The organism is Pseudomonas sp. CFSAN084952 (assembly GCF_009648855.1).
In the GTDB taxonomy this organism is placed as follows: domain Bacteria; phylum Pseudomonadota; class Gammaproteobacteria; order Pseudomonadales; family Pseudomonadaceae; genus Aquipseudomonas; species Aquipseudomonas paracarnis.
In genome coordinates this window covers 2,024,796-2,051,124 of record NZ_CP045767.1, presented here as the reverse complement: position 1 = coordinate 2,051,124, position 26,329 = coordinate 2,024,796, and the positions used below count along the sequence as shown (strand labels likewise).

Genomic DNA, 26,329 nt, shown 5'->3' with positions numbered 1-26,329 from the left:
TTGCCTGCGATAGCGGTGGTTCAGTTAAAGATCACCGATCTGACACACCACCTTCGCAGGCAAGCGCGCTCCCACAGGGGCCTCTGTAGGCGTCCCCTCGCTCCTACAGTCGTGCGGGATATGCCATGATGCTTCACCGCCCGCCAGCGATTGAGTATTCATGCCTGCCGCCCCCTCCTCCCTGTCGATCACCCTGCAGATCGTTTCCATCGTGTTCTACACCTTCATTGCGTTTATCTGCATCGGCCTGCCGATTGCGGTGATTCCAGGCTATGTGCACGAGCAACTGGGCTTCAGCGCCGTGGTGGCCGGGGTGACCATCGGTTCGCAGTACCTCGCCACGCTGCTCAGCCGCCCGATGGCCGGGCGAATGTCGGATAACGTCGGCACCAAACGCGCGATCGTGCTGGGCCTGGCCGGTATTCTGATCAGCGGTGTGCTGACCTTAATCGCCACGCTGCTGGACAGCCTGCCGAGCTTGAGCCTGGGTATTCTGATCGCCGGTCGCCTGTTGCTCGGCGTGGCCCAGGGCCTGATTGGCGTGGGGACCATCAGTTGGTGCATGGGCGCAGTGGGCGCCGAACACACCGCACGCTCGATTTCCTGGAATGGCATCGCCTCCTATGGCGCCATTGCCATTGGTGCGCCACTTGGCGTGGTGATGGTGGCTGATTATGGCTACGCCAGCCTCGGCCTTGCACTGGCGGTGCTGGCGGCGTTGGGCCTGGTGCTGATCCGTAATAAACCCTCGGTGCCGGTGGTACGCGGCGAACGGCTGCCGTTCTGGGCTGTGTTTGGACGTATCGCGCCGTTCGGCGCCAGCCTGTGCCTGGCCTCGATTGGCTACGGCACGCTGACGACCTTTATCACCCTGTATTACCTGAATCGTGGCTGGGCCGGTGCGGCGTATTGCCTGACGGTATTTGGTGTGTGCTTTATTCTCTCGCGCCTGGTGTTTATCTCAGCCATCAGCCGGTTTGGCGGGTTCACCGCCGCCATCGCCTGCATGCTCATTGAAACCCTGGGCCTGACGCTGTTGTGGCTGGCACCGTCTACCGGCGTGGCCTTGATCGGCGCCGGGTTGACCGGTTTTGGTTTATCGCTGGTTTACCCGGCGCTCGGCGTGGAAGCTATCAAGCAAGTGCCGGACAGCAGCCGCGGCGCGGGGCTGAGTGCGTATGCGGTGTTTTTCGACCTGGCCCTGGCGATTGCCGGGCCGTTGATGGGCGCCGTGGCATTGAACCTCGGCTATGGCTGGATCTTCTTCTGCGCGGCGTTGCTGTCGGTCAGTGCGCTCGGCCTGACCGTACTGCTCAGGCGCCGCGCCTACTGATCAGCGGTCTGCAAGCCGGCGCGCGTGGCCTCGCCCAGGGTATGGCTGAAAAAACGCCCGGCCTCGGAGACCAGATCGCGGTGGATGCCTTCGCGATCGACACCATCGGCATCCGTGCAAATGGCGGGCATGCTTGCCAGTTGGTCACTGTCACACGGCGCCATGAAAACAAAGTGCCCGGCCCCGGCCAACAGTTTGAAATCCGGTGGCTGCGGCAGCTTGCGCGCCAGGGCGGCTGCGTTCTTGTCCACGGCCACCAACTGGTCGCCATCGCCACTGTAGAGCAGCACCGGCACATGCACATCTGCCAGAGTGTGGCGGCCGAACATCAAGCTCAGCGGCGCCATCAGCATCAAGGCATGGATACGCGGGTCAGCCTGGGGTTGCAAGTCGTCGCGATCAACCACCAACTCGCCCTTGGTGGTGCACGCGTCGCGGTCTTCGGGGCGTTCCTGGCAGTAGCGACGCAGACGTTCGAAATCAGGCTTGGCGCCGGCCAGGATCAATGCCGTTTCGCCACCGGCTGAATAACCGATGACGCCGATCTGATCAATATCCACAAAGGGCGACAGCATCGGCTCGGCCAAGGCGGCGGTGATCGCCTGGGAGATCTGGATCGGCCGCCCATACAAATTGCTCACGGTGCCCAGGCGGCTGTGGTCCTTGTAGTTGTCACCGGGATGCAGCACCGCCACCACCACAAACCCCTTGCGCGCCAAGGCGGTGGCCAGGTCATGCAGGGCCAGCGGCGTGCCGGTATTGCCGTGGGACAACATCAGCATCGGGAAACGCCCGATCGCCACCTTGGCATCTTCGCTGGCCGCCACATGGTAGGCGCCCAGCGCGGTAGTGCGCTCGGCATCGGTAGAGGGATAGAAGGCGATGGCTTTCATCGGCTGCGCATCCAGCGGGTCGAGAAAACTCATGCGATGAAACCCCACACTCCAATGGGGGTGCGGTGCCGGCGCGGCGTGCACTGAAACCACGCCGCCCAACAGCGAAAGAACCAAAACAGCACAAAGACGCATCATGGGGATGTCCACCTTTGCTGCACAAGAACCGGCCTGTCGAAGAAAAAGTCCAGGGTATCGAATGGATGTCTGCATAACCTGGGCCACAACGAAAAAACTCCGTACTCCGCTCGCGTTCAGGCGATCAGAATACAGAGTTTAGGCGCTCGGTTTCAGAATGAAACCGAGGACAGGGCACATTTACATAAGCCTTACGCAGCGGCGAACAGTTGCTCGTTGATGCGCACGTTGGCGTCGCTCATGGCTTTGCTGCGCACTTCATCACCGTAGGCCAGGCCTTCGGCGCGGACGATCTCGATGTCGGTGATGCCGAGGAAACCGAACAACAGCTTCAAGTAGCCTTCGTGGGCAGCGCCCGAAGCTTGGTCGGCATGCAGGCCGCCGGCGGTGGAGACAATAATGACTTTCTTGTTGCCGCACAGGCCTTCAGGGCCGGCTTCGGTGTAGCGGAAGGTCTGGCCGGCCACCGCGATGCGGTCGATCCAGGCTTTCAACTGGGTGGGAATGGTGAAGTTGTACATCGGCGCACCGACTACCACGGCATCGGCGGCGAGGAACTCAGCCAGCGACGATGCACTCAGTTCAGCCTCGTGCTTTTGCGCCGCATCACGCAGTTCAGCGGCAGTGCCCAAGGCGCCCAGGGTAGCGCCGGAGAAATGGTTGATGCCTTCGCTGGCGAGGTCACGGTAAGTCACTTCCACGCCCGGTTGGGCGGCTTGCCATGCCTTGACCACACCCGCGCTGAGCTGGCGGGAGGCCGAGTTGTCGCCGAGGATGCTGGAATCGATGTGCAAGAGTTTCATGATGGATCTCCGAGGTGGGATCGACAGTGGCGATCAGATGGTGGTGATGCTACGCATGAAACCAATGGTCGATAAGCCGCCTGAAATGCGATAGTTTGTCCCACTGACAGGACAATAGGCCCACCATGCAAGACCTCAATGACCTCTACTATTTCGCCAAAGTCGTCGAAGCCGGCGGTTTTGCTGCGGCTGGCCGGCTACTCGGGATTCCCAAATCCAGGCTGTCGCGGCGCATTGCCGAGCTGGAAGACCGCCTGGGTGCACGCCTGCTGCAACGCACTACCCGACAACTGACGCTCACCGCCGTGGGCGAGCGCTACTTGCGCCACTGCCAGGCCATGCTGTTGGAGGCGGAAATGGCCGACGAGGCCGTGGCCAGCATGTCCAGCGAGCCACGGGGGCGCTTGCGGGTCAGTTGCCCGGTGGGGCTGGCCCAGCAGATTCTGCCAGAGCTGGTAGCCGGTTTTCTGGCCGCGCACCCGTTGGTGCAGTTGGACATGACCCTGGTGAATCGCCGCGTCGACCTGGTAGCCGAAGGCATTGATGTAGCGCTGCGCGTACGCGAACTGGGCGACGAAGACCCGTTACTGGTCACCAAACGCCTGCGCCAGGCGCATACCGTGCTGGTGGCCAGCCCCGTTTTCATGCGTGAGCGGCGGGTCGAAACCCTGGAAGACCTCAAGCAGTTGCCAATCCTTGGCGCACTCGAGGCGGACCGAATGGTGCACCAACGCATCATCGACCCCCAGGGCAACATGCACGAGCTAGTGATGGAGGCGCGCCTGGGCATCGAAGACTTTATCGTGCGCAAGGCCAGCGCAATGATGGGCGTGGGCTTTACGGTGCTGCCAATGATGTACTGCGAAGAAGAACTGGCCAGCGGCCGCCTGGTGCAACTGCTGCCGCAATGGTCATTACCAGGCGGCTGGCTGCAAGCGGTCTACCCGCACCGGCGCGGCGTGCTGCCGGCCATCCGGGCCTGGATCGACTACCTGGAAGAAGGCTTCAAAGGCTGTGGAGATCGGCTGTTATGAGCATGACGGAAGAACAAGTCGCACGTTTTTGCCTGAGCCTGCCAGGCGCACGGGAAGACTATAAATGGGGCGGCGTGCGGGTGTTCTCGGTTGCTGGCAACAAGATGTTCGCCTTGCAGAACCTGCGCGGTGAGTCGCTGGCCTTCAAGGTCGACAAAGAACTGTTCCTGGGTCACGTCGACCGCCCGGGCATTCACCCGGCGCCTTACCTGGCGAGGGCGCAGTGGGTCATCATGAACACGCCCTACCCTTTGGGCGCAGAGGAACTGCGTGGCTTGTTGCAGCGCTCCCACCAGTTGGTGGTGAGCAAGCTGCCCAAGCGCACACAGATTGGCTTGTGGCTAGAGGATTGACAGCAAGGTGCCGCCAAGAAACAGCTGGTCCAGCCAGAACACCTGGTGCAACAGCACAATCACCCAGAACAGCACCTGGTAAGACACCTTGCGCGTCTTGTGCCGGAGCACCTGCTGGGCAATCAACGCCCCCGGCCAACCGCCCGCCAGCTCCACCGCATGCAGGATGTTTTCCGGGGTGCGCCAGCCTTCGGTCTGCGCCTTGCGCTTGTCGCTCCAATAAAGAAAGAACGCCACCACACTGACCACGCCGTAGGCCATCAACGGAATCGCCGTTTCGCCGCGATACCACAGCAAGGCCGAGCCCAGCAGCGGCGCGGCACACAGCAGTACAAAGATCAGCGCCTTCAGGCGTGGGTGCTGGATAGTCATGGCTTGACCGCAGTCCAGTCGATCCAGCCGAACTGCCAGGTCGCCAGGATGACCAGGCCAAAGGCAATCCGGTACCAGGCAAACACCGCGTAGCTGTGGCTGGCGATGAATTTGAGCAAGCCCTTGACCGCAATCATCGCGAAGATGAACGAGGTGACAAAACCAATGGCGAACACTGGAAAATCCGCCGGCTGGAACAGATCGCGGTACTTGTAACCCGAGTACACCGCCGCCCCAACCATGGTCGGCATGGCCAGGAAGAATGAAAATTCGGTGGCCGTCTTGCGCGACAGGCCGAACAACAGGCCGCCGATGATCGTTGCACCGGAGCGCGAAGTGCCCGGGATCATCGCCAGGCACTGGGCCAGGCCGACCTTGAGGGCGTCTTTCCAGGTGATGTCGTCGACGGTTTCAGCCCGCACTGCATGTTGGCGGCGCTCGGCCCACAACATGATCACGCCACCCACTACCAGGGCAGTCGCTACAGTGATCGGGTTAAACAGGTAGTGCTTGATCAGGTCGGCAAAAATCACCCCCAATACCACCGCCGGCAACACGGCGATGATCAGGTTGACGGTAAAGCGCCGGGCCTTGGGCTGGGTCGGCAGGCCGATGACCACGTCAAAGATCTTGCGCCGAAACTCCCAGACTACCGCCAGGATCGCGCCCAGCTGGATGATGATGTTGAAGGCTTCGAAACGCTCGCCGCCAAAATTGATCAGGTCGGCGACGATGATCTGGTGGCCAGTGCTGGAGATCGGCAAGAACTCCGTAAGCCCCTCGACGATGCCGAGAATCAATGCCTGTATGGCGGTCCAAAAATCCATGCTGTCTCCAAAGGTCATGCGCGTGGCATGCCTCTTAGTCTTTTTTAAGTTCACTGACGACGAGCGCACACAAGCGCCCGCGGTTGATTCTCAACGCCGGTCTGCAAAAATTCCGTGAAAAATCAGGCAGTACTCAGGTTTTTCGATTCCGGGCCGAAAGCCTATCAGACACGCCGGAAATCTCGAAGCAGCACCACAATTATAAAGAGCAGGGAGTGACAGGACGATGAACAGTTTGCGCAGCATGTCGATCAGCCGCCGCCTTTGGCTGATCCTGATAGTCGCCGTGTTGATGCTGCTGGCCTTGGGGCTGTTAATGCTCAACCAGATCCACGGCGACCTCTACCAGGCCAAGCGCCAGCAGACCCAGCACGTGGTGCAGACCGCCAGTGGCGTACTCAGCTATTACCAGAGCCTGGAAAAAACCGGCGTACTGACCCGCGACGCCGCGCAACAACAGGCCCTGAGCGCGGTGCGCGGGCTGCGTTATGACCATGACGACTACTTCTGGATCAACGACCTCACCCCCGTGATGATCATGCACGCGGCCAACCCCAAGCTCGACGGCCAGAACCTTTCGGCGATTCGCGACCCGGACGGTTTCGCCGTGTTCAACGAATTCGTGAGCCTGGCCAAGGCCAAGGGCGCCGGCATCGTCAACTACCGCTGGCCGAAGCCCGGCGCCGAAGCGCCGGTAGAGAAAACCTCGTACATCCAACTGTTCGAACCCTGGGGCTGGATTATCGGCTCCGGGGTCTACGTGGACGATGTGCAGGCCGAATTCAGGGGCCAGGTGTGGAAAGCCTCGGCCATTGGCCTGGGCATTGCGCTGATGATGGCCGTGCTGGTGGTGCTGATTGCCCGCAGCATCGTGCAGCCGTTGCAGGCCGCGGTGAATGCCATGGGCAATATTGCCAGTGGCGAAAGTGACCTGACCCACAGCCTCGATACGCACGGCCGTGACGAATTGACGCAACTGGCCCAGCACTTCAATAGCTTCACCGCCAAGCTGCGCCAGGTGGTCGGCCAGTTGCAGGTGTGCGCGAACGCCCTGGGCCAGTCGTCCAGCGAGCTGGGCCACAACGCCAGCCAGGCCCACGACCGCAGCCAGCAGCAGTCCCAGCAGATGGAACTGGTGGCCACCGCCATCAACGAAGTCACCTACGGCGTGCAGGACGTGGCCAAGAATGCCGAGCACGCCGCCAGCGAAATGCGCGATGCACAGGCCCAGGCACAGCAGGGCCAGGTCAATATCGACGGCAGCTTGCAGCAGATCGACCAGCTCTCCACCACTATCAGCCAGGCCGTGGAGGTGATCCGCACGCTCTCCAGCGAGAGCACGCAGATCGGCGGGGTACTGGAGGTGATCCGCTCCATCGCCGACCAGACCAACCTGCTCGCCCTCAACGCCGCCATCGAAGCCGCCCGTGCGGGCGAGCAAGGCCGCGGGTTTGCGGTGGTCGCCGATGAGGTGCGCCTGCTGGCCCAGCGCACGCAGAAATCCACCGCCGAGATCCAGGTGATGATCGAGCGCCTGCAAGGCCACTCCGAAGCGGCGGTCAAGGTCATCAGCGACAGCCACAGCGCCTCGCAACTGACCATTGAACAAGCCGGCCAGGCGGGCGCAAGCCTCACCGCCATCGGCCAGGCGCTGCACAACCTCAACGGCCTGAACGCCTCGATTGCCAGCGCCACCCTGCAACAGGCCCACGTGGTGGAAGACATCAACCAGAACGTCACCCAAGCGGCCGGGCTGTCCCACAGCACCGCGCTGGCAGCGGAGCAATCGAGCGTGGCGAGTGCACAGTTGCGTGGTTTGAGTGAACAGCTTGATGGGCTTTTGCGTCAGTTCAAGGTTTGACATCCCTCAGCGGTGGGAGGGCTGCCCTCTCCCACCGTCTAGCGGCCTCACATCCCCAGCCACTGCGGCAGCGCGAGGGAAATGAACGGCAGGTAGGTGACCATAATCAGGAACACCAACAGAATCATCAGCCACGGCATCGCGGCGCGAATGGTCTGCCCTAGAGTCAGCCCCGTCACCGCCGAGGTCACGAACAGGTTCAGCCCCACCGGCGGGTGCACCAGGCCGATTTCCATGTTCACCACCATCACGATGCCCAGGTGAATCGGGTCAATCCCGAGCTTCATCGCAATCGGGAAAAAGATCGGCGCCAGGATCAGCACAATGGCCGAAGGCTCCATAAAGCTGCCGGCAATCAGCAGCACCACGTTGACCATGATCAAAAAGCCAATCGGCGTCAGCCCTTCGGAGATCACCCAGGCCGTGATTTCCTGCGGGATCTGCTCGGTAGTCAGCACGTGGGCAAACAGCATGGCGTTGGCGATGATGAACATCAGCATGATCGACAAGCGCCCCGACTCCAACAGCACCTTGGGGCAGTCGCGCAGCTTCATGTCCTTGTAGACGAACAGCGCGACGAATGCTGAATACACGGCTGCCACTGCCGCCGCTTCGGTCGGGGTGAACATGCCGCTGTAAATGCCGCCGAGGATGATCACCAGCAGCAACAGCCCCCAGAACGCTCGGCGTGCACAACTCAGCCACTCACGGAATGTCGCCTGGGGTTGCGCCGGCAGCTTCTTGATACGGGCGACGATGTAGATCGCGACCATCAACATCAGGCCCAGCAGCAAGCCCGGAATCACCCCGGCCATGAACAATTTGCCTACTGAGGTTTCGGTCGCCGCCGAATACACCACCATCACGATCGACGGCGGAATCAGAATGCCCAAGGTCCCGGCGTTGCAGATGATGCCCGCCCCAAACTCCTTGGGGTAACCGGAACGCACCATGCCCGCCACGGCAATCGAGCCCACCGCTGCCACCGTGGCCGGTGATGAGCCGGACAGCGCCGCAAACAGCATGCACGCCAGCACCGCCGCAATCGCCAGGCCACCGCGGATATGCCCGACACAGGCGTTGGCAAAGTCGATCAGCCGCTGGGCCACGCCGCCGGTGGTCATGAAGGCGCCGGATAACAGGAAAAACGGAATCGCCAGAAAGGTATAGGCGTCGCTGGTTTCAAACAGTTTGATCGCCAGGGAACTCACAGAGTCCTGGCTGAACATCAGGATCGACACCGCACCGGACAACCCCAGGGCAATCGCAATTGGCACGCCCAGAAACATGAACACGAACAACAGGAGAAACAGACAGAGCACGGCCATCAGTGACGCTCCTCATGGCTGCCGGCCAACTTGCTGGCCTCGCCGGCCTCGTCGGCCTCGTCGGCCAGGCCCAACCCGACCTGGCGGTGGGTAAAGATGCGGTAGAAAATTTCCAGGTAGCGGATCAAGACCAAGGCAAAGCCAATGGGCACGATCACCACGATGTCGCCGACATCGATGCCGAACTGGTCGAGGTCTTCGGCGCCGATATGCGCGGTCATCACCGCACTCACCCACTTGTAGCTGGCCACCATGAACAGCCCGGCATAGGCCAGGCAGCACAGGCAGGCGAGCATGCCGAGCAGGCGTTGCACCGGGCGCCGGGTCAGCCGCACCAGCGCGTCCACGCCCAGGTGGCCAGCGGTGCGCACGCCGTAGGAAATGCCGAAGAAAATCAACCAGCCGAACATGGCCTTGGTCAGCGCCACACTCCAGGTCATCTCTTGGGCCCAGGCCATGGTGCCGTCGCCCAGGGCATTGAAGAAGGCGCTGCTCCAGGCCCATTTGTCGGCCAGGGCAAAAAACAGGGTGTAGACGTTGTTGAGCATGACGTAGACGAATGTCACCAGGGTCATGGCGGCCAGCAGGAAAGCAATGAAGCCTTCCTCCAGGTGCTCCCAGACGCGCCTTAGCGTTTGCATGGCAAAACCTCGCGTGGCAGAGATAGGTAAAAACCAGGTCAACCTGTAGATCGTTCCCACGCTCCGCGTGGTAATGCCGCCCCGGACGTTCCACGTCCTGTATCACGCCGTGCGTAAGGCGACGCGGAGCGTCACGGGATGCATTACCACGCGGAGCGTGGGAACGATCAGTCGCGGGCAAGCCCGCTCCCACAGAGGTTTACTGGTTGGAAGCGTCCGCCGCCTTGATCAGGTCAGCCCCAATCTCGCCCTCGAACTTCTGCCACACCGGGCGCATGGCTTCGCGCCACAGCGCACGTTGCTCGGGGGTCAGTTCGATGATTTCGCTGGTCTTGGCGTCGACGATCTTCTGCTTGGCCGACTGGTTCAGCGCTTCGGCCTGCTTGTTCACCTCCACGGTGACCTCGGCCATGATCTGCTCCAGGGTGCTGCGCACATCCGGCGCCAGGCCATTCCAGAACTTCGCGTTGGTGATCACCATGTAGTCGATCAGGCCATGGTTGGACTCGGTGAAGTACTTCTGCACTTCATTGACCTTCTGGCTTTCATAGTTCGACCAGGTGTTCTCGGTGCCATTCACGGTACCGGTCTGCAGGCCCTGGTAAACCTCGGCAAAGCTCATCTTGCGCGGGTTGGCGCGGATCGCCTTGAACTGTTCTTCGAGCACACTGGAAGCCTGCACGCGGAACTTCAGGCCACGGGCGTCCTTGGGTTCATGCAGGGCCTTGTTGGCGGAGAGTTGCTTGAGGCCGTTGTGCCAATAGGCCAGGCCGAGGATGTTCTTATCCTGCATCGAGGTCAGCAGTTGCTTGCCCTGAGCGGCCTGGAAACGGTCGACGGCGGCCAGGTCGTTGAACAGGAACGGCAGGTCGTAGATCTGCACTTGTTTGGTGTAGTGCTCGAATTTGGCCAGGGACGGCGCCAGCATTTGCACGTCACCCAACAGCAATGCTTCCATTTCCTTGCCATCGCCAAACAGCGACGAGTTCGGGTACACCTCAACCTTGACCTTGCCGGGCAGGCGCTCTTCAGCAAGTTTTTTGAACAGCAGCGCGCCCTGGCCTTTGGGGGTGTTTTCGGCCACCACGTGGGCGAACTTGATCACAATCGGGTCTGCCGCCTGGGCCAGGCCAGCGGTAAACAAGGTGGCGGCGCACAGCAGCGCCCGGGAAAGCTTGAGCATGGGAATCACCTTCTTATTGTTGTGTTTAAGGCAAGGTGCCTGATGTAACGCGTGTCGTGAATTTCGAATTTTAGATACCTGCGTTCGGCCTGGCCGAACGCGCCCAGTGTGGGAGCTGGCTTGCCTGCGATAGCGGTAGAACAGTCAATGTCTGTGTTGCCTGATACACCGCTATCGCAGGCAAGCCAGCTCCCACATTTGGCTCCAGGTTCCGTCAGTCAGAGCTGGCAGTGAGCAGCCGTTGCGCGCGCAGCAGTACCGGCGCATCCACCATCTGCCCATCAATCTGATAAGCCCCTGCCCCATGGGCGCCCGCCTGCACCACCCGCCTGGCCCAGGCCAGCTCTTCAGCGCTCGGCGCCAGCGCAGCATGGATCACCGCGACTTGCTTGGGGTGAATGCACAATGCCCCGGCAAAGCCCATTTCATAAGCGTGCCGGATCGAGCGATGCAAGCCCTCGGGGTCGTCAATGGCCGGGTGCACACCGTCCAGCGGCGCCGCCAGGCCAGCGGCGCGCGAGTGCACGATCAACGCCAGGCGCGCCTGGTCGAGGGCCAATTCGGCGGCACGGGAGTGACTGCTCAGGTTCAGGTCCAGCGCCAGGTCCAAGCCACCGAACGACAGGCGCTCTACCTGGGGCGCCTGGGCAATCTGCGCCAGTGCCAGCAAACCGCGTGCGCTTTCGATAATCGGCCAGATAGCCTTGCCGGTAGCGGCCACCACAGCCACCTGGGCCGCGCTTTCGACCTTGGGCAGCAATACCCCGGCGACATTTGCATGGGCCTTGCAGAAGGCCACGTCCTCAAAATGTTCGGCATGTTGCGGCGCGTTGATGCGCACCCACACCTGGGCCTCGGGATGGGCGCACAGGAATGCCCCCAGATTATCCCGGGCCTGACGCTTGAGCGGTTCTTCCACCGCGTCTTCAAAATCCACAATCACTGCGTCGGCGCCGCTGGCCAGGGCCTTGGCAAACCGCTCCGGGCGGCTGCCCGGCACAAACAGCGCAGAACGTACTAAAGGCTTTGGCATCACTTGATTCCTGATTAGATAACGCCGCGCTCGCGCAGGCTGTTAATGGCCTCAACGGAGTAACCCAGCTGATCGAGGATGCCTTGGCTGTGTTGCCCCAGCGCTGGCACGCCGTCCATGCGCGGGGTAAACGCGGCGTTACGGGCCGGTGGCAGCAGCGACGGCAACGGCCCCGCCGGGCTGTCGACGTCGCGCCAGCTGTCGCGGGCCTTGAGTTGCGGGTGGTCCCACACGCCTTGCATATCGTTGACCCGGGCGCTGGCAATTTGCGCGTCTTCCAGGCGCTGGATCACCGCCTCGACGTCCAGTTGGGCAAAGCGCTCCACGATGATCTGGCGCAGCACCTCGCGGTTGGCCGAGCGCTTGAAATTGGCGCTGAAGCGTTCGTCCATGGCCAGCGCCGGGGTGAGCAGCACTTTGTCGCAGAACGCCGCCCATTCGCGCTCGTTCTGCAAGCCGAGCATCACGGTGCCGCCGCCCCCGGTGGGAAACGGCCCATAGGGGTAAATCGTCGAATGCGCGGCACCCGCACGCGGTGGCGGCGCCGCGCCGTCGAAGGCGTAATACATCGGGTAGCCCATCCACTCCACCAGGCTTTCGAGCATGCTTACATCGATGCGGCTGCCCTGGCCGGTTTTGCCGCGTAGCAGCAGCGCCGACAGAATGCCGCTGTAGGCGTACATGCCGGCGGAGATATCCGCGATGGAGCAACCGGCCTTGGCCATCTGTTCTTCTTCTGGGCCTCCGGTCACCGAGAGGAAGCCGCCCTCGCTCTGGATCAGCAGGTCGTAGGCTTTCTTTTTCTCGTAGGGCCCGCCTTCGCCATAGCCGGAAATATCGCAGACGATCAGGCGTGGAAAACGTACGTGCAGCGCCTCGAACGATAAGCCCATGCGCGCCGCCGCGCCGGGGGCAAGGTTCTGCACCAGCACATCGGCATCGGCCAGCAGCGCATCCAGAATGGCGCCCGCCTCGTCCTGCTTGAGGTCCAGGGTCAGGCTTTCCTTGGAGCGGTTGGTCCAGACGAAATGTGACGCCAGGCCACGCACCCGCTCGTCATAGCCACGGGCGAAATCGCCGGTGCCGGGGCGCTCTACCTTGATGACCCGGGCACCGAGGTCGGCCAGTTGGCGCGTACAGAACGGCGCGGCAATCGCGTGTTCCAGGCTGACGACGGTGATGCCGTCCAGCGGTCGTTGTTCAGTCATGACAAATCCCTCAAAGCCAATGGGCCATGGACGCGGTAGTTCGCAGGTTCCACACCTGCTCGATCAGGCGGTTGGCCTGGGCCGGGGTGCGGGCGCCACTGAAGTCGGCCAGGCGCTGGAACTTGTCCGCCAGCTCGGCACGGCTCAGGGTGTTGCCCGGGTCGCCCTTGGGTTCATCAATGGCACCGTGCAGCGTGCGGCCATCGGTGGTGGTGACGGTAACGCGGCCCAGCCAGCGTTGCGGGTAGGCGTTGTCGACTTCGGGGTCCAGGCTCATGCAGACCTTGTCGCGAAACGCCGCGACCGCAGGATCGGTCAACGCCAGCTCATGGAATTCAGGCAAACCGGCTTTGCCATGCACAGCGATCAGCCCAAGCACCGTGCCCATGGAAAATTTGGCCTGGTGCACGGTGGTCGGCACCGTCACTCGGCCGAGTACGTCAATGGCGCCTTGGTGCACGTGGGTTTGCACCTGGGAGATCTGCGCAGCGCTCAGGCCTTCACGCTGCATCACGTCCAGCAGCGCATCGGCAGCAGGATGGGTGTGGCGACAGGAGGCGTGGAATTTGAACGAGGTTTCCACCAGCGCCCAACGGCTGCCCAGCTCGGAAGACAATTTGCCCGGTTGGGCATCACTGGACATCCCGGCCGCCAAACCTTGCTCACCTTCAAGGATATTGCGCGCGCCGGTCAGCCCATCGGCCGTAAGGTAAGCCGCCAGCAAGCCGTCCGCCGCCGCCTTGGCCGTGTGCAGTTGCTTGGAGTCGGCGGCATCGCGCAGAAACTCCCACAGCCCGGCAGCCTGGGTGCCGGCGCTGCCGAGCAGGTTGATGAATTGTTCTTCGTTGAAGTCGAGCAACTTGCCCACCGCGACCGCCGCCGCCAGGGTGCCGACCGTGGCCGTGGTGTGGAAGATGCGGTAGTGGGAGCGGCCCATGAACTCACCGATGCGAATCCCCGCCTCATAGCCGGCTACAGAAGCCAGCAACAGCTCACGGCCAGACTTGCCGAGGTCCTGGGCAGCCGCCAATGCAGCGGGAAACACCACGGTGGCCGGGTGCAGCACGGAGCTGTTGTGCAGGTCATCCTGCTCCACCAGATGTGAGGAAGCGGCGTTGACCAGTGCGGCAAAATACGCGCTGGTGCCGGTGCCGTTGACGATCACCTGGGCCGGGCCGCTGCTCGGGCCCATCTTCTGCGCGTAGCGTTCAAACAAGGGGATCGGGTGCGCGCCTTGGCTGGCCAAAGCGGACGCGAGCCAATCCAGATACAGCTCTTCGGTGCGCGCCAGCACGGGCTCGGGCAATTGTGAGTACGTCAGCTCGGCCAGGAACCGGCACAGGGCTTGGGTAGGGCTCATGCTCAGGCCCTCAGAAGCTACGTGGCAATTCGAGCAAATGCTCGGCCACGTAGGACAGGATCAGGTTGGTGGAGATCGGCGCCACCTGGTACAGGCGGGTTTCGCGGAACTTGCGCTCCACGTCGTACTCGCAGGCAAAGCCGAAGCCGCCGTGGGTTTGCAGGCAGGCATTGGCCGCTTCCCAGGACGCCTTGGCCGCCAGGTACTTGGCCATGTTGGCACTGGCCCCGGCGTTCTTGCCGCTGTCGTATTCCTCGCAGGCACGCCAGCGCATCAGGTCGGCCGCTTCGATCTCGATATGCGCCTCGGCAATCGGGAACTGCACGCCCTGGTTCTGCCCGATGGGCCGGCCAAACACCACACGCTCGCGGGCATAGGCGCTGGCCTTTTCGATGAACCAGCGGCCGTCACCGATGCACTCGGCGGCAATCAGCGTGCGCTCGGCATTCAGGCCATCAAGGATGTATTTGAAGCCCTTGCCCTCCTCGCCAATCAGGCTGTCCAGGGGCAGCTCCAGGTTGTCGAAGAACAGCTCGTTGGTCTCATGGTTGACCATATTGGCGATGGGCTGCACGGTCAGGCCGTTACCGATGGCCTGGCGCAGGTCCACCAGGAAGATCGACATGCCTTCGGATTTTTTCTTTACGTCGGCCAAGGGCGTGGTACGTGCCAGCAGAATCATCAGGTCGGAATGCTGTACCCGTGAGATCCAGACTTTCTGGCCGTTGATCACGTACTTGTCGCCGCGCTTGATCGCCGTGGTCTTGATCTTGGTGGTGTCGGTGCCGGTAGTGGGTTCGGTGACGGCCATCGACTGCAAGCGCAATTCACCGCTGGCCAGCTTGGGCAGGTAGTAGCGTTTTTGCGCCTCGCTGCCATGACGCAGCAGGGTGAACATGTTGTACATCTGGCCGTGCACGGTGCCCGAGTTGCCGCCGCAGCGGTTGACTTCCTCAAGGATCACCGAGGCTTCGGCCAGGCCCAGGCCGGAACCGCCGTATTCCTCGGGGATCATTGCCGACAGCCAACCGGCGTCGGTCAGGGCCTTGACGAAGGCTTCGGGGAAGCCTTTTTCTTCATCGATCTTGCGCCAGTAAGCGGCATCGAACTCGGCGCACAAGGCGCGCACGCCGTCGCGGATCGCATTGAGTTCTTCGTTGTCATGGGCATTCATCTACGGCTCTCCGCCTGTTGTTATCGGGTTATTCGAAATGCACCTGGGCGGTCTGTGCCAGGCCTTCAGTGTCGCCAGCCCAGAGTTCTGCGACGCCGGTGGCGGTGATGCGCCCGCCGACCTGAAAAGGCTGTGGCGCAATCAGTGGGCGCACGCCGCGATAGGCAAAGCGGCGCAAGGTCGCCTCAGGGTGCGCTCGGCAAAACGCACGCAGGTTCAAGGTGGCGATCAGCGGGCCATGCACCACCAGGCCGGCATAGCCTTCGGTGCCGGTGACATAGGGGTAGTCGTAGTGGATGCGGTGGCCGTTGAACGTGACGGCGCTGTAGCGGAACAACAGGGTCGGCGTCGGCTCGACGGCCTCTGTCCATTCGCCCCGGGCCAGCGCGTCGCCGCTGCCAGGCTTGGGTGGCGTGGGTTCGCGGTAGACGATGTCCTGCTCCTCGCGGATGGCCAGGCGCCCTTCCTGGGAGTAGTCATGGCGCACGGTGACAAATAGCAGTGAGCCGGTGCGCCCGGTCTTTTCTTCGACCTGGGTGATGGTCGACACGCGCGTAGCCGCCTCGCCAGCCCGCAGTGGGTGCAGAAATTCAAGACGCCCACCGGCCCACATGCGATTGCGGTTATCGGCCGGCGGCAGAAACCCGCCGCGTGCCGGGTGGCCGTCGCTGCCCAACGCCACCTCCGGCAGCGGGTCCTGGAAAAAGCACCATTGCCACAACGCAGGCACAGCGTCGCCGTCCGCAGGCACCTCTTCACCTAATGTGGCGGCGATGCGCTTGAGCAGGTTATGGCTCAGGTGGTCGTAGGCGGTCTCACTTCGGCCGATCCAATCAGTGGCGCTCATCGGGTGCAGGTCCTCAGGCAGTGGGTGTCTGCCGAGGATCATGCAAGGGCCAGCCCGTTCTGAGAATTTGCATTTCAATAAACCAGCGTTCGGTTATGCTGAACGCTTACAGCCACACCGTGAACCAATGTGGGAGCTGGCTTGCTGTGGCGAGCAAGCTTGCTTGCGCTGGGGTGCGTAGCGCCCCCAAAAAAGCCGGCTCCAGCTGCGCTGTCGAGCGGGAGCAAGCTCCCTCGCCACAGCAAGCCCGCTCCCACAGGAAACCTGTTGTCCGGGAGCCTTGCATGCACTTCGATCTCGCCGACCTGCGCCTGTTTATCCATATCGCCGAATCCCCCAGCCTCACTCAGGGTGCCAAGCGCGCCTTCCTGTCGCCGGCTGCCGCCAGTGCGCGGATCAAGGCCCTGGAAGGACAGCTCGACACGCGCCTGTTGTACCGTGACAGCCGGGGCGTGGAAATCACTCCGGCAGGCGAGCGCCTGTTACACCATGCGCGGTTGATCATGCGCCAGGTGGATTACCTCAAAAGCGAGTTCACCCAATACGGCGTGGATTCGGCCGGGCATATCCGTATCTTCGCCAACACCACGGCGGTCACCGAGTTTTTGCCGGAAGTCCTGGCAGGCTTTCTGTCACAGCGCCCGGGCGTCACCGTCGACCTGCAGGAACGCCTGTCACGAGACATCGTGCGCGGGGTGCTCGATGGCACCAGTGACATGGGTATCATCGCCGGCCCCGTGGAAGCCTCCGGCCTGCAAGTGTTGCATTTCAGCACCGATGAACTGGTGCTGATGGTGCCCGTCGGGCATGCCTTGGCCGAACTGCCTTCGGTCACCCTCGAGCAGACCCTGGCGTATCAGCATATCGGCCTGCATGAAGGCAGCACGCTGTTGAGTTTCCTGCGTGAACACGTCGAGCGTCTGGGCAAGCAATTGTCGCTGCGTATCCAGGTCTCGAGCTTCGAGGCGATCTGCCGGATGGTCGAGGCCGGCGTGGGCATTGGCATCATTCCAGAGTCCGCCGCCCTGCGTCACAGCCGCACCATGCAGCTGGTGACGGTGAAACTGGACGAGCCCTGGGCGATTCGCGAGCGCAGCATCCTGGTACGCGAGCTGGAAGCGCTGCCGGGGACCATACGCGCCCTGATCGCCACGTTGATGCCTGCCCCCCTGGGCAAATCCTGATGTTTTTATAAGCGGCCGTTAACAGTCTTTGACAGTTTCCCGACAAAGCACCCAAAGATTCTCAGCACCCGCCGCCCTAGCATTCCAGCATCCAAATCATCATTCGGGTGCTCTTGATGTTTCGCAGACTGCGCGGTATTCCGCTATTGGGTTGCCTGTTGGGCAGTATCGGTTGCCACTCGCAACCGCCTGCCCCGCCGCCGATTCAAAAAGGTGATTACGGCGCAATCATCCGCTACCTACAAACCCGCATTCCCCAGGAGATGGCGCGGGACAATGTGGCGGGATTGTCGATTGCCCTGGTCAATGGCCAGGAGCTGATCTGGGCCCGCGGCTTTGGCCTGGCTGACAAAGACCTGGGGGTGCCGGTCACGCCCAATACCGCGTTTCGCGCCGGTGGCATCTCCAAGCTGCTGACCGCCACGGCGGCGCTGCAACTGGTGGAGCAGCAACACCTGGCGCTGGATGCGCCGATCCAGCAGACCCTGCGTGAGTTCTACGTACGCTCCCGCTTTCACAGCGACCAGGCCGAGGCGGATCGAGCGATCACCTTGCGGCGCTTGCTCAGCCATCAATCCGGTTTGCCCAGCGAGCACCTGCGCGACCTGCGCAGCACCTATGCCATGGGGCAAATGCCGATGCGTGTGTCGGGTGTGTGGCTGAGCAGCCTACCGGGCTCCCAGGTGGCGTATTCCAACCTTGGCTATGCCTTGGTGGGCGCCGCCATTGAGCGTAGCAGCGGCAAAAGCTTCGAAGCCCAGTTACAAAGCAGCCTGCTCACACCCTTGCGAATGAACCAGTCCAGTTTCCTGGGTACCGGTGCGCAAATGAGCTATCGCGCCCACGGCTACGAGGATGGCAAGGCCAGCACCGACCCCCAGGTGCGTGACCTCGCCGCCGGTGGCCTGTGGACCAGCCCCAAAGACCTCAGCCGCTACGTGCGCATGCTGTTTGCCAAGGGCACCTACAAGGGCCGTCAGATCCTCGGCAGCGCTTCTATCGATGCCATGTTTACCCAGCAAAACACCGGCAACGCCTTGGATTTCGACTGCCAGATGGGCTTGGGCTGGTTCTTGGCGCCCTGTGGTGACGAGCCCATCGGCCCCGGTGTGCGCACCTACCAGCACAGCGGTGGCGGCGACGACTTCGTGGCCCAGTTGACCCTGCTGCCGGATCAGCAACTGGCCGTGGTCATCATGGCCAACGACAGCAACGCCGAAGACATGGTGGTGTCGCTGACCACCGACAGCCTGCGCCTGATGCTCCAGGCTCAGACCGGCAAGCCCGTATGCGCCGACGACTGCCAGGCCCCCAGCCACGGCCTCAAGCTGCGCCATGTACCGGCGGCGGTGGATCGCAAGCGCCTGGCCGGCTTCTACGCGACCGCCTGGGGCGTGTTCCGCATCAGAGATGAGCGTGCGCGCTTGAGCGGTGAACTGGCCGGCTACGATTTCCAGCTATTGCGTGATGAGCAAGGCTGGCTGCGGGCGCAGAAAAAGATACTGGGGTTCTGGCGCAAGGACCTCGGCGAGTTGGGCCGCGTGCAGCTGGATGTGCTCACGGTACAAGGCCGCCAAATGCTCACCGCCCGCAGCCACGGCCAACGCATTGCCATCGGCGAGCGCATCGAGCCGCCGCCCTTGTCCGCCGCGTGGGCCAACACGGTCGGCACCTACCAGGTGCTCAGCAGCCATGAACCCGACGCGCCATTGAGTGGCATCAGCGTGCGCCAGGAGGACTGTTTCCTGGTGATTCGCGGCCAATTAAACGGCGAGCCGCTGACCGACTACATCCTGCTGCCCATCGACAACGCCCATGCGGTGCTGGCCGGCAACGGCTACGGCCTGGGCGATACCGTCAGCCGCCAGGTCAACGGCCTGAGTGCTTCGGGCTACTCGTTCAAACGCACCCATTCACCCCACACACCCTTGAACCTCTAACCAGGAAAACACCCTGATGCACTCAAAAAACCTGTGCCTGTCATTGACCTCACTGTGCCTGCTCGCCGCCGCCGATACGGCGCTTGCCGAAGACTGGCAATACAGCCTCAAGGCCGGCATGGCCAACGCACCCCGCTACAGTGGCAGCGACGAACGTATGACGGCGCCTGTGCTCGGCGGCAAAATCATCAGCCCCTGGGGCGTCTTTCTCGACACTGATACGGGCTTGGGCTGGGGTTACGAAGGTGATGCCCTGAGCTTCAGCGCATACGTTGGCGCAAGCGATTCGCGCAAGGATAAAAATGAAAGCATGCATGCCGGCTCCAAACGCCTCAAAGGCATGGGCGAGATCAAGTCACGTCCGCAATTGGGGGTAAGTACCGCCTACAACCTCGGCGGTGTGATCATCGGCGCCACCCTGGAACATGCGCTTGAAGAAGATAAACACAAGGAAACCGGCAAGGCTTTTACCCACCTGGAGTTGAGCCTGGGTACCCATCTCTATGAAGGCCGCTACGGCTCCGTCGATGCCGCCATCAACAGCCACTTCGGTGACCGCAACTACCTGCAAACCTGGTACGGCGTGACTGCCGACCAGGCCACCCGCAGCCGCTTCAAGGAATACAAGGCCAGTGCCGGCAATATCAGCAATGGCATGAACCTCTCATGGAGCGTGCCGATCAACGAACACACGCAGTTCTCGACCTTGCTCGATGTGCAATACCTGGCGAATGAAGCAGGCAAGAGCCCGATTGTGGAGCAGCGGCTGCAGGCGTCGGTGTTGGGGGAGCTGCAGTACACCTTCTGATCTGACTTGCCCTCTGTAGGAGCGAGCTTGCTCGCGAAAAACTCGCAGGCGCCGCGTTTATCCAGAAAACACGCGTTATCGTTGAGGTTCTTCGCGAGCAAGCTCGCTCCTACAGGATGGCATGGGGGCAAGCCCTCTTACTCTGCATAGGCCCACGTCATTCGAAACGACGCCCGCCCCACTCCGAATCCTGCACTTCCACCTGCCCGCCATGCCACTGGCTGACACGCTTGACCAGCGCCAGGCCCAGGCCAAATCCGCCTGTGCGGCGGTCGCGGCTGGCGTCAAGGCGCAGGAAGGGTTCGAATATCTTGGTGCGACCCTCCAGCGGTACCCCCGGCCCATCGTCGTTGACCCGCACTTCGTAACCGCTGCCAAACTTGACCAGCGACACTTCCACGCGACGATCGGCATAACGAATCGCGTTGCGCAGCAGGTTGATCACGGCCCGCGCCATAAAGCGTGGCTCGATCTGGATAACGTCCACCTCGCAGGTGCGCAACGACAACTGCACCCCTTCTGCTTCGGCCTCCAGGGCCACGCTGCCGATCACACTGTCGAGCCAACTGTGGGCCTCGATTTGCTCGCGGGTGACCTGGGTAGCGCCTGGCTCAAGGCTGGCATAGGTCAACAGCTCGGAGACCATTTCTTCCAGTTCACCGAGGTCGGCGTACATGTCGTTGATCAACGCTCGGCTTTGCCGTGGGTCACTCTGCTGCCTGAGCTGGTCCAGCTCGAATGACAGCCGCGCAATCGGCGTGCGCAATTCGTGGGAGACCGCGTTGGTGAGTTCGCGCTGGTTGGCGATCAAACCTTCGATGCGCTCGGCCATCTGGTTGAAGTGCCCGGCCAGAGAACGCACGGTGGAGCGACTCGGCAGCAAGATGCGCGAGCCCAGGTCATTGTCACCGAAACGTTGCGCTGCCAGGCGGATGTGCTCCAGGTCGCGCCAGTGTGGACGCACCCAGAAATACAGGACGATGGCCAGGCTCACGCCCAGGAAGCCATAGGCCCACAGGTATAACCACTTGGGTTCTTCCGGCAATCTGATTTCGAGCAGTTGCGGGCCGTCGTCGATAGGCGCGAGAAATTTCATGAAGTCTTCGCGCACCACCACCTGGTCAGCCGCCAGGAGTTTCTGTTCCCGTTCGCTCAAATCCTGGGTGTCGCGCTGCACCAGTTCGAGCCGCAAGCCGTAATGCGGTTGCAGCTCGTCCAGGCGTGCCTGGCGTGCCTCTGCCTGCACGGGGCGCAGTTGCTCCACCAGGGCCCAGGCCGGGCCGCGCAGGGCTTCACGGTTATAGGTTTCGTTGGACTCGGGCATGTAGGCGTCCAGGCCGTAGTTGACCAACCAGATCGACCCGGCCAGACCGAGCGCGAGAATCAGATAGAGGCGCAGATACAAGCGCAGCATCTACACCTCCCACGCGAACGGATTGAACAGGTAGCCCTTGCCCCAGATGGTCTTGATGCACACCGGCTCGCGGGGGTTGTCATTGAGCTTGCCGCGCAGTTTGCTGATGTACACGTCTACGCTGCGGTTCAGGCCGTCAAAAGCGATGCCGCGCATGCGGTTGAGGATGTCGTCGCGAGAGAGAATCTTGCCCGCGCTGCTGGCCAGCAACCACAGCAACTCGAATTCCATGGTGGTGAGGTCAATGGTCTCGCCGCCCAGGCGGACCACCCGGCAACTGCGATCAATGGACAAGCGGCCAAATTCCAGGGCACCGCGCACGGTGGGCTCGGGCACTTGACGGCGCTGCAGCGCACGCAGGCGCGCCAACAACACCGGCGGTTTGATCGGCTTGATCACGTAGTCGTCAGCACCGGACTCAAGGCCAAGGATATGGTCCAGGTCATCTTCCTTGGCGGTGAGGATCACGATGGGCGTGTCCGACACGTTGCGAATCTCGCGGCAGACATGCAGCCCGCTCTGACCCGGCAGCATCAGATCGAGCACGACGATCTTCGGCTTGAAATCCAGGAACGCCGCCAAGGCTTCATCACCCCGGTACACCACCCGTACCTCGAAACCATGCTGCGACAGAAAATGCGAGACCAGCCCTGCCAGCTTTTCATCGTCCTCAACGAGCAAGACCTTGCCCAGACCCAGGTTTTCCATAAGTTCTCAGTGTGGATGCGCGGATTGAAATGGGGCCATTATAGGTGGCAAGCTGGCCGACAGATGTGGCTGACCAGTCCACAGCGACGAAGCTTCATGCTTTTAAGAGTTTTTAACAAATAGCCTGCACTTTTTAACGCCATTGACAGGGAGTTCTATGCGCAAGGATTACCTGGCGTTCTTCATTTCGCTGTTCCTTTCACGGCTGGCCGACCAGGTTTTGCTGTTTATCGTGCCCCTGATCGTATTCCAGACCACTCAAAGCGTGTCGTGGGCGGGGCTGGCGTTTTTTGTCGAGTCACTGCCGCGCTACCTGGCTTTTCCGGTGTGCGGGGCATTATGCGACAGGTTTTCACCGGTGCGTATCCTGCATATCAGCCAGGTGTATCGGGCCGTGGCCTGCGTGGTGGCGATGGCGCTGTATGGGCTGTTCGACGGTATTGAGTGGCTGGTCATGCTGTCCGCGTTGTGCGGCGTGTTGACCACCCAGGGCATCATGGCGCGGGAAGTGGTGATGCCGCATATCTTCGAGCATTACACCTACGCCAAGACCTTGTCCTATTCGCAGATCGCCGACCAGAGCGGGCTGGTGCTCGGGCCATTGGTGGCGGCGCTGATGCTGGAAGTCTGGGCGTGGCCTTGGGTGGTGCTGGGGGTCGCCGTGCTGTTTGTGCTGGCGGACCTGGCGATGCTGATCTGGCAGCGCCACACCACGGTGGACCTGCACATCCATGAACAACAGCCGGGTAACTGGCTGCAACCCCTGCGCACCGCTTTTGGCCACATCCTCAACCGGGTGGAGTTGAAACGCATCATCGTCCTGGCGGTCGGTGTGAACCTGATGGTCGGCGTGACGCTGGCCACCTCGGCTGCCATGGTCACCGGCCACTACGCAGCGGGCAAAGACACCTATGCCCTGCTGCAAGCCGCCGGGGCGCTGGTGACCATCGCGATTCTGTTCTACCTGGCGCATTCATCACTGAAGCTGAAGGTACTGGGCGGGTTGTCGTACTCGATGATCACCGTCGGCGCGCTGATCACAGCGCTCAGCCCCGGCGTGTGGGCCTACGCGGTGGGGTTCCTGCTGCTGACCGGCTTTGACAAGATGTTCAACGTGTACCTGCGCAGCACCCGACAACGGGTGATTCCGGTGCAGGACTTCGGCAAGACAGTCGGTGTGATGACCTTGCTCAACAACCTGGCCCAGCCCTTGGCGGGCTTGATGATTGCCGTGCTGGCAGCACCCTTTGGCACGCCAACGGTGATCCTGCTGCTGGCGGGGATCACCGCGTTGATCGGTGTGGCCGTGGCCTCAGGCTGGCACGCCACTGTGAAAGCGGAACTCGACGTCGGGTGATTCGATCAGGTCTTGCTCGGTGGCTCGCACCCGGTCGATCACCTGGGCGATGTCCTTGGCGTCGCCGTACTGGTAAGCCAGCTTCAAGTAACCCTGGAAGTGCCGCGCCTCGCTTTTGAGCAAGCCGAAGTAGAACTTGCCGAGTTCTTCGTCCAAATGCGGCACCAGCGCTTCGAAACGCTCGCAACTGCGTGCTTCGATAAAGGCGCCCACCACCAGGGTGTCTACCAGCTTGACCGGCTCATGGCTGCGCACCACCTTGCGCAAACCCGAGGCATAACGGCCGGCGTGCAGTTGACGCAGTTCGACCTTGCGCTTTTTCATCAGGCGCATGACCTGCTCGTGGTGCACCAACTCTTCGCGGGCCAGGCGGGACATCATGTTGATCAGGTCAACGTGGCCGTAGTACTTGGCCATCAGGCTCAAGGCGGTGCTGGCGGCTTTGAATTCGCAGTTCTTGTGGTCGATCAGCAGGGTTTCCTGATCGGCCAACGCGGCCTGGACCCAGGCATCGGGGGTGCGGCAGCCGAGGAATTCATGGATTTCGGGCAGGTTCATCGGGCTCACGGGCAAAGGATCACAAAAGGGCGCCGATTATACCGACCCCGTCGCAGACCACCAGCCACCGGCCTTGATGTGTATCAACATGACGGCTGCCGGCCAGCAACTATAGTTATCCAACGCCCGCCCTTTTGGAGATCCCGACCATGCAAGCCATCCGCAGCATCCTGGTGGTCATCGAACCCGAGCATTCGGAAAGCCTGGCCCTCAAGCGTGCCAAGCTGATTGCCAAAGTGACCGACGCGCACCTGCACTTGCTGGTCTGTGACAAGAAGCACGAGCATTCGGCGCTGCTGAGCCTGCTCAAGGAAGGCTTGAAAGAAGACGGCTACAGCGTCACCACCGAGCAGGCCTGGAACGACAGCCTGCATGAAACCATCATCGATGTGCAGCAAGCCGAAGGCTGTGGCCTGGTGATCAAACAGCACTTCCCCGACAACCCTCTGAAAAAAGCCCTGCTGACCCCGGCGGACTGGAAGTTGCTGCGCTATTGCCCGACGCCGGTGTTGCTGGTCAAGACCGCCACCCCTTGGGCAGGCGGCGTGATCCTGGCGGCCATCGATGTGGGCAACGCCGACGGCGAACACCGCTCGCTGCATAATTCGATCATCGACCATGGCTTTGATATCGCCAGCCTCGCCAAAGCGCAGTTGCATGTGATCAGTGCTCACCCCTCGCCCATGCTGTCGGCGGCAGACCCGACCTTTCAGCTCAAGGAAACCATCGAGGCGCGCTATCGCGAGCAATGCAAGGCCTTCCAGGCCGAGTTCGACGTGGACGACAGGCACCTGCATATCGAGGAAGGCCCCGCCGATGTGCTGATCCCCCATATTGCCCATCGCTTGCAGGCGGCGGTGACCATTATCGGCACGGTGGCACGCACGGGGATTTCCGGCGCGTTGATCGGCAATACGGCGGAGGTGGTGCTGGATGCGGTGCAAAGCGATGTGCTGGTGCTTAAACCGCAGACGCTCATGGACCATCTGCAAGAGCTGGCGACCAAGCCCTGACACCGACCTTCAGGCAATGTGGATCAAATGTGGGAGCTGGCTTGCCTGCGATTGCGGTGGGTCAGCTGGCGCATTTGCTCCTGATACACCGCTATCGCAGGCAAGCCAGCTCCCACATTGACCTCGCCAGTCAATTAACCCAGCGCATCTTTCAAGAACCCAGGCGCGATATAGCGCTGGTAATGCGCCTCGGACAGGATAAAGAACTCGCGATCAATGGCATCGCGCAGTTCAGGCAGCGCCCAGTCGCGAAACTCCGGCAACAGCACCATGCCGTACGCCTCCAGGTTATTGATCACCCGGGCCCCACGGGCGATCAACTGGTAGGCCCAACAATACTCGGACTGGTGTGGCACAAAGCGAATCTTGCGTTGCTCCAACTGCCCGCGCAGTGTCTTGGGGTCGAAAACCTCCACTTTGCCGGCCATGACCTGCACCAACAGCTGCTCAAGCCTGAGCCAGACCGCACGCTTTTCTTCTTCGTTATAGCCGTTCCACTGGATCACTTCATGGTGAAAGCGCTTGCATCCACGGCACACGAGATCGCCGTAGACCGTAGAGCACAGGCCGACGCAGGGGGTCTTGATGGTTTGGTTGGGCATGGGCAGCAACACGCAAATCAGCGAAACAGTGCGCCATGTTAGCCCTTTGTCTAAGGTTGATCACCCAGCAAACTTGAGTAGGCAACTTACCTTTAGATTTTTTTTGCCGTAGAATCACCCGGCCTTGTAAGGCGCCAATAATCCGCTGGAAGCTGTTTTCAAAGCGTCACGAGCACAGTCGTTCCTTCAGAACGGTGTTGGCGCAGGTTCGACCCGGTAGGTCAGAGCCCGCGCCAACCCTCATCAGCTCCGTTCTGCAGGCGTAAAACTTTGAAAGCAGCTTCTGTAAGAAATGGCGGCAGCGCTGGCTTTGCGGCCCAAAAAGCCCCCGAGCGCATGCGTGCCGTTCATTTCTGG

At 61.7% G+C, this 26,329-nt stretch carries 24 protein-coding genes and 1 pseudogene; 9 read left to right on the top strand and 16 right to left on the bottom strand.

What is annotated here, in order from left to right:
• The first annotated feature begins 160 nt into the window (after window positions 1-160).
• A complete protein-coding gene (locus GH769_RS09305) occupies window positions 161-1,333 on the top strand; it encodes an MFS transporter (protein WP_014718357.1) in 1,173 nt (390 codons plus the stop codon).
• Here GH769_RS09305 and GH769_RS09300 read toward each other — a convergent pair.
• Together GH769_RS09300 and GH769_RS09295 are read right to left on the bottom strand one after the other, a co-directional pair.
• Window positions 1,327-2,364: a dienelactone hydrolase gene (locus GH769_RS09300; protein ID WP_032902166.1), complete on the bottom strand. Its 1,038-nt coding sequence runs from the start codon at window positions 2,362-2,364 to the stop codon at window positions 1,327-1,329. The genes GH769_RS09305 and GH769_RS09300 overlap by 7 nt on opposite strands.
• Window positions 2,365-2,555: 191 nt before the next feature.
• On the bottom strand, window positions 2,556-3,167 hold the full coding sequence (locus GH769_RS09295) for an FMN-dependent NADH-azoreductase (protein WP_003191051.1): 612 nt from the start codon (window positions 3,165-3,167) through the stop codon (window positions 2,556-2,558).
• A 125-nt stretch (window positions 3,168-3,292) separates the two neighbouring features.
• On the opposite strand from GH769_RS09295, the gene GH769_RS09290 reads away from it, so the two are divergent.
• Window positions 3,293-4,201 (top strand): LysR substrate-binding domain-containing protein, encoded by a 909-nt coding sequence (locus tag GH769_RS09290; protein WP_014718355.1) that lies wholly within the window; start codon window positions 3,293-3,295, stop codon window positions 4,199-4,201.
• Window positions 4,198-4,554 (top strand): MmcQ/YjbR family DNA-binding protein, encoded by a 357-nt coding sequence (locus tag GH769_RS09285; RefSeq protein ID WP_014718354.1) that lies wholly within the window; start codon window positions 4,198-4,200, stop codon window positions 4,552-4,554. The genes GH769_RS09290 and GH769_RS09285 overlap by 4 nt, the downstream gene beginning before the upstream one ends.
• Here GH769_RS09285 and GH769_RS09280 read toward each other — a convergent pair.
• Both GH769_RS09280 and GH769_RS09275 read right to left on the bottom strand, forming a co-directional pair.
• Entirely contained in the window at window positions 4,543-4,926 is a 384-nt protein-coding gene (locus tag GH769_RS09280; protein WP_032902164.1) for a DUF1294 domain-containing protein, read from the bottom strand. The genes GH769_RS09285 and GH769_RS09280 overlap by 12 nt on opposite strands.
• Window positions 4,923-5,753: an undecaprenyl-diphosphate phosphatase gene (locus tag GH769_RS09275; RefSeq protein WP_014718352.1), complete on the bottom strand. Its 831-nt coding sequence runs from the start codon at window positions 5,751-5,753 to the stop codon at window positions 4,923-4,925. The genes GH769_RS09280 and GH769_RS09275 overlap by 4 nt, the downstream gene beginning before the upstream one ends.
• A gap of 226 nt (window positions 5,754-5,979) precedes the next feature.
• On the opposite strand from GH769_RS09275, the gene GH769_RS09270 reads away from it, so the two are divergent.
• Window positions 5,980-7,614, top strand: a complete 1,635-nt coding sequence (locus tag GH769_RS09270; protein ID WP_019820153.1) for a methyl-accepting chemotaxis protein — start codon at window positions 5,980-5,982, stop codon at window positions 7,612-7,614.
• A 47-nt stretch (window positions 7,615-7,661) separates the two neighbouring features.
• Here GH769_RS09270 and dctM read toward each other — a convergent pair whose 3' ends face one another.
• The 8 genes from dctM to GH769_RS09230 all read right to left on the bottom strand — a co-directional run bounded on the left by dctM (window position 7,662) and on the right by GH769_RS09230 (window position 16,388).
• Window positions 7,662-8,942, bottom strand: a complete 1,281-nt coding sequence (gene dctM, locus GH769_RS09265; protein WP_032902162.1) for a C4-dicarboxylate TRAP transporter large permease protein DctM — start codon at window positions 8,940-8,942, stop codon at window positions 7,662-7,664.
• Entirely contained in the window at window positions 8,942-9,583 is a 642-nt protein-coding gene (locus GH769_RS09260; protein WP_153649619.1) for a TRAP transporter small permease, read from the bottom strand. The genes dctM and GH769_RS09260 overlap by 1 nt, the downstream gene beginning before the upstream one ends.
• Window positions 9,584-9,782: 199 nt before the next feature.
• Window positions 9,783-10,766 (bottom strand): C4-dicarboxylate TRAP substrate-binding protein DctP, encoded by a 984-nt coding sequence (gene dctP, locus GH769_RS09255; RefSeq protein WP_014718349.1) that lies wholly within the window; start codon window positions 10,764-10,766, stop codon window positions 9,783-9,785.
• Window positions 10,767-10,980: 214 nt separating this feature from the next.
• Window positions 10,981-11,799 carry a CoA ester lyase gene (locus tag GH769_RS09250; protein ID WP_032902160.1) on the bottom strand — a complete coding sequence of 273 codons (819 nt, stop codon included), beginning with the start codon at window positions 11,797-11,799 and terminating at the stop codon, window positions 10,981-10,983.
• Window positions 11,800-11,813: 14 nt separating this feature from the next.
• Window positions 11,814-13,007: a CaiB/BaiF CoA-transferase family protein gene (locus tag GH769_RS09245; RefSeq protein WP_032902158.1), complete on the bottom strand. Its 1,194-nt coding sequence runs from the start codon at window positions 13,005-13,007 to the stop codon at window positions 11,814-11,816.
• 10 nt (window positions 13,008-13,017) lie between these two features.
• Window positions 13,018-14,367, bottom strand: a complete 1,350-nt coding sequence (locus tag GH769_RS09240) for an MmgE/PrpD family protein (RefSeq protein WP_019820158.1) — start codon at window positions 14,365-14,367, stop codon at window positions 13,018-13,020.
• A 10-nt stretch (window positions 14,368-14,377) separates the two neighbouring features.
• Entirely contained in the window at window positions 14,378-15,541 is a 1,164-nt protein-coding gene (locus GH769_RS09235; protein ID WP_032902156.1) for an acyl-CoA dehydrogenase family protein, read from the bottom strand.
• A gap of 28 nt (window positions 15,542-15,569) precedes the next feature.
• On the bottom strand, window positions 15,570-16,388 hold the full coding sequence (locus GH769_RS09230) for a MaoC family dehydratase N-terminal domain-containing protein (RefSeq protein WP_032902188.1): 819 nt from the start codon (window positions 16,386-16,388) through the stop codon (window positions 15,570-15,572).
• Between the two features lie 284 nt (window positions 16,389-16,672).
• On the opposite strand from GH769_RS09230, the gene GH769_RS09225 reads away from it, so the two are divergent.
• From GH769_RS09225 to GH769_RS09215, 3 genes are all read left to right on the top strand, one after another.
• Window positions 16,673-17,572: a LysR family transcriptional regulator gene (locus GH769_RS09225; protein WP_014718343.1), complete on the top strand. Its 900-nt coding sequence runs from the start codon at window positions 16,673-16,675 to the stop codon at window positions 17,570-17,572.
• Window positions 17,573-17,688: 116 nt separating this feature from the next.
• A complete protein-coding gene (locus tag GH769_RS09220) occupies window positions 17,689-19,512 on the top strand; it encodes a serine hydrolase (protein WP_032902153.1) in 1,824 nt (607 codons plus the stop codon).
• A gap of 16 nt (window positions 19,513-19,528) precedes the next feature.
• Window positions 19,529-20,320, top strand: a complete 792-nt coding sequence (locus GH769_RS09215; protein WP_032902151.1) for a MipA/OmpV family protein — start codon at window positions 19,529-19,531, stop codon at window positions 20,318-20,320.
• Window positions 20,321-20,457: 137 nt separating this feature from the next.
• On the opposite strand, the pseudogene GH769_RS09210 reads toward GH769_RS09215, so the two are convergent.
• Both GH769_RS09210 and GH769_RS09205 read right to left on the bottom strand, forming a co-directional pair.
• Window positions 20,458-21,734 (bottom strand): annotated as a pseudogene (locus GH769_RS09210) (ATP-binding protein).
• Complete coding sequence (locus GH769_RS09205) at window positions 21,735-22,442, bottom strand: response regulator (RefSeq protein WP_014718339.1); 708 nt, start codon at window positions 22,440-22,442, stop codon at window positions 21,735-21,737. It lies immediately after the preceding pseudogene.
• A 157-nt stretch (window positions 22,443-22,599) separates the two neighbouring features.
• Here GH769_RS09205 and GH769_RS09200 point away from each other — a divergent pair, with 157 nt between their 5' ends.
• Window positions 22,600-23,799 carry an MFS transporter gene (locus GH769_RS09200; RefSeq protein ID WP_032902149.1) on the top strand — a complete coding sequence of 400 codons (1,200 nt, stop codon included), beginning with the start codon at window positions 22,600-22,602 and terminating at the stop codon, window positions 23,797-23,799.
• Here GH769_RS09200 and GH769_RS09195 read toward each other — a convergent pair.
• The gene (locus GH769_RS09195) at window positions 23,755-24,357 is read right to left on the bottom strand and encodes a tRNA-(ms[2]io[6]A)-hydroxylase (protein WP_014718337.1); all 603 of its coding nucleotides are present in this window, start codon (window positions 24,355-24,357) and stop codon (window positions 23,755-23,757) included. The genes GH769_RS09200 and GH769_RS09195 overlap by 45 nt on opposite strands.
• 149 nt (window positions 24,358-24,506) lie before the next feature.
• Here GH769_RS09195 and GH769_RS09190 point away from each other — a divergent pair, with 149 nt between their 5' ends.
• Entirely contained in the window at window positions 24,507-25,370 is an 864-nt protein-coding gene (locus tag GH769_RS09190; protein ID WP_014718336.1) for a universal stress protein, read from the top strand.
• Window positions 25,371-25,504: 134 nt separating this feature from the next.
• Here the strand turns inward: GH769_RS09190 and GH769_RS09185 are convergent, their stop codons facing one another.
• Window positions 25,505-25,972: a DUF1289 domain-containing protein gene (locus GH769_RS09185; protein WP_003190830.1), complete on the bottom strand. Its 468-nt coding sequence runs from the start codon at window positions 25,970-25,972 to the stop codon at window positions 25,505-25,507.
• Window positions 25,973-26,329 lie beyond the last annotated feature (357 nt).

What these genes read in the sequence shown, in the direction of transcription:
- GH769_RS09305 (WP_014718357.1), top strand. Translation starts at nt 161, where the DNA reads ATGCCTGCCGCCCCCTCCTCCCTGTCGATCACCCTGCAGATCGTTTCC.
- GH769_RS09300 (WP_032902166.1), bottom strand. Translation starts at nt 2,364, where the DNA reads ATGATGCGTCTTTGTGCTGTTTTGGTTCTTTCGCTGTTGGGCGGCGTG.
- GH769_RS09295 (WP_003191051.1), bottom strand. Translation starts at nt 3,167, where the DNA reads ATGAAACTCTTGCACATCGATTCCAGCATCCTCGGCGACAACTCGGCC.
- GH769_RS09290 (WP_014718355.1), top strand. Translation starts at nt 3,293, where the DNA reads ATGCAAGACCTCAATGACCTCTACTATTTCGCCAAAGTCGTCGAAGCC.
- GH769_RS09285 (WP_014718354.1), top strand. Translation starts at nt 4,198, where the DNA reads ATGAGCATGACGGAAGAACAAGTCGCACGTTTTTGCCTGAGCCTGCCA.
- GH769_RS09280 (WP_032902164.1), bottom strand. Translation starts at nt 4,926, where the DNA reads ATGACTATCCAGCACCCACGCCTGAAGGCGCTGATCTTTGTACTGCTG.
- GH769_RS09275 (WP_014718352.1), bottom strand. Translation starts at nt 5,753, where the DNA reads ATGGATTTTTGGACCGCCATACAGGCATTGATTCTCGGCATCGTCGAG.
- GH769_RS09270 (WP_019820153.1), top strand. Translation starts at nt 5,980, where the DNA reads ATGAACAGTTTGCGCAGCATGTCGATCAGCCGCCGCCTTTGGCTGATC.
- dctM (WP_032902162.1), bottom strand. Translation starts at nt 8,942, where the DNA reads ATGGCCGTGCTCTGTCTGTTTCTCCTGTTGTTCGTGTTCATGTTTCTG.
- GH769_RS09260 (WP_153649619.1), bottom strand. Translation starts at nt 9,583, where the DNA reads ATGCAAACGCTAAGGCGCGTCTGGGAGCACCTGGAGGAAGGCTTCATT.
- dctP (WP_014718349.1), bottom strand. Translation starts at nt 10,766, where the DNA reads ATGCTCAAGCTTTCCCGGGCGCTGCTGTGCGCCGCCACCTTGTTTACC.
- GH769_RS09250 (WP_032902160.1), bottom strand. Translation starts at nt 11,799, where the DNA reads ATGCCAAAGCCTTTAGTACGTTCTGCGCTGTTTGTGCCGGGCAGCCGC.
- GH769_RS09245 (WP_032902158.1), bottom strand. Translation starts at nt 13,007, where the DNA reads ATGACTGAACAACGACCGCTGGACGGCATCACCGTCGTCAGCCTGGAA.
- GH769_RS09240 (WP_019820158.1), bottom strand. Translation starts at nt 14,367, where the DNA reads ATGAGCCCTACCCAAGCCCTGTGCCGGTTCCTGGCCGAGCTGACGTAC.
- GH769_RS09235 (WP_032902156.1), bottom strand. Translation starts at nt 15,541, where the DNA reads ATGAATGCCCATGACAACGAAGAACTCAATGCGATCCGCGACGGCGTG.
- GH769_RS09230 (WP_032902188.1), bottom strand. Translation starts at nt 16,388, where the DNA reads ATGAGCGCCACTGATTGGATCGGCCGAAGTGAGACCGCCTACGACCAC.
- GH769_RS09225 (WP_014718343.1), top strand. Translation starts at nt 16,673, where the DNA reads ATGCACTTCGATCTCGCCGACCTGCGCCTGTTTATCCATATCGCCGAA.
- GH769_RS09220 (WP_032902153.1), top strand. Translation starts at nt 17,689, where the DNA reads ATGTTTCGCAGACTGCGCGGTATTCCGCTATTGGGTTGCCTGTTGGGC.
- GH769_RS09215 (WP_032902151.1), top strand. Translation starts at nt 19,529, where the DNA reads ATGCACTCAAAAAACCTGTGCCTGTCATTGACCTCACTGTGCCTGCTC.
- GH769_RS09205 (WP_014718339.1), bottom strand. Translation starts at nt 22,442, where the DNA reads ATGGAAAACCTGGGTCTGGGCAAGGTCTTGCTCGTTGAGGACGATGAA.
- GH769_RS09200 (WP_032902149.1), top strand. Translation starts at nt 22,600, where the DNA reads ATGCGCAAGGATTACCTGGCGTTCTTCATTTCGCTGTTCCTTTCACGG.
- GH769_RS09195 (WP_014718337.1), bottom strand. Translation starts at nt 24,357, where the DNA reads ATGAACCTGCCCGAAATCCATGAATTCCTCGGCTGCCGCACCCCCGAT.
- GH769_RS09190 (WP_014718336.1), top strand. Translation starts at nt 24,507, where the DNA reads ATGCAAGCCATCCGCAGCATCCTGGTGGTCATCGAACCCGAGCATTCG.
- GH769_RS09185 (WP_003190830.1), bottom strand. Translation starts at nt 25,972, where the DNA reads ATGCCCAACCAAACCATCAAGACCCCCTGCGTCGGCCTGTGCTCTACG.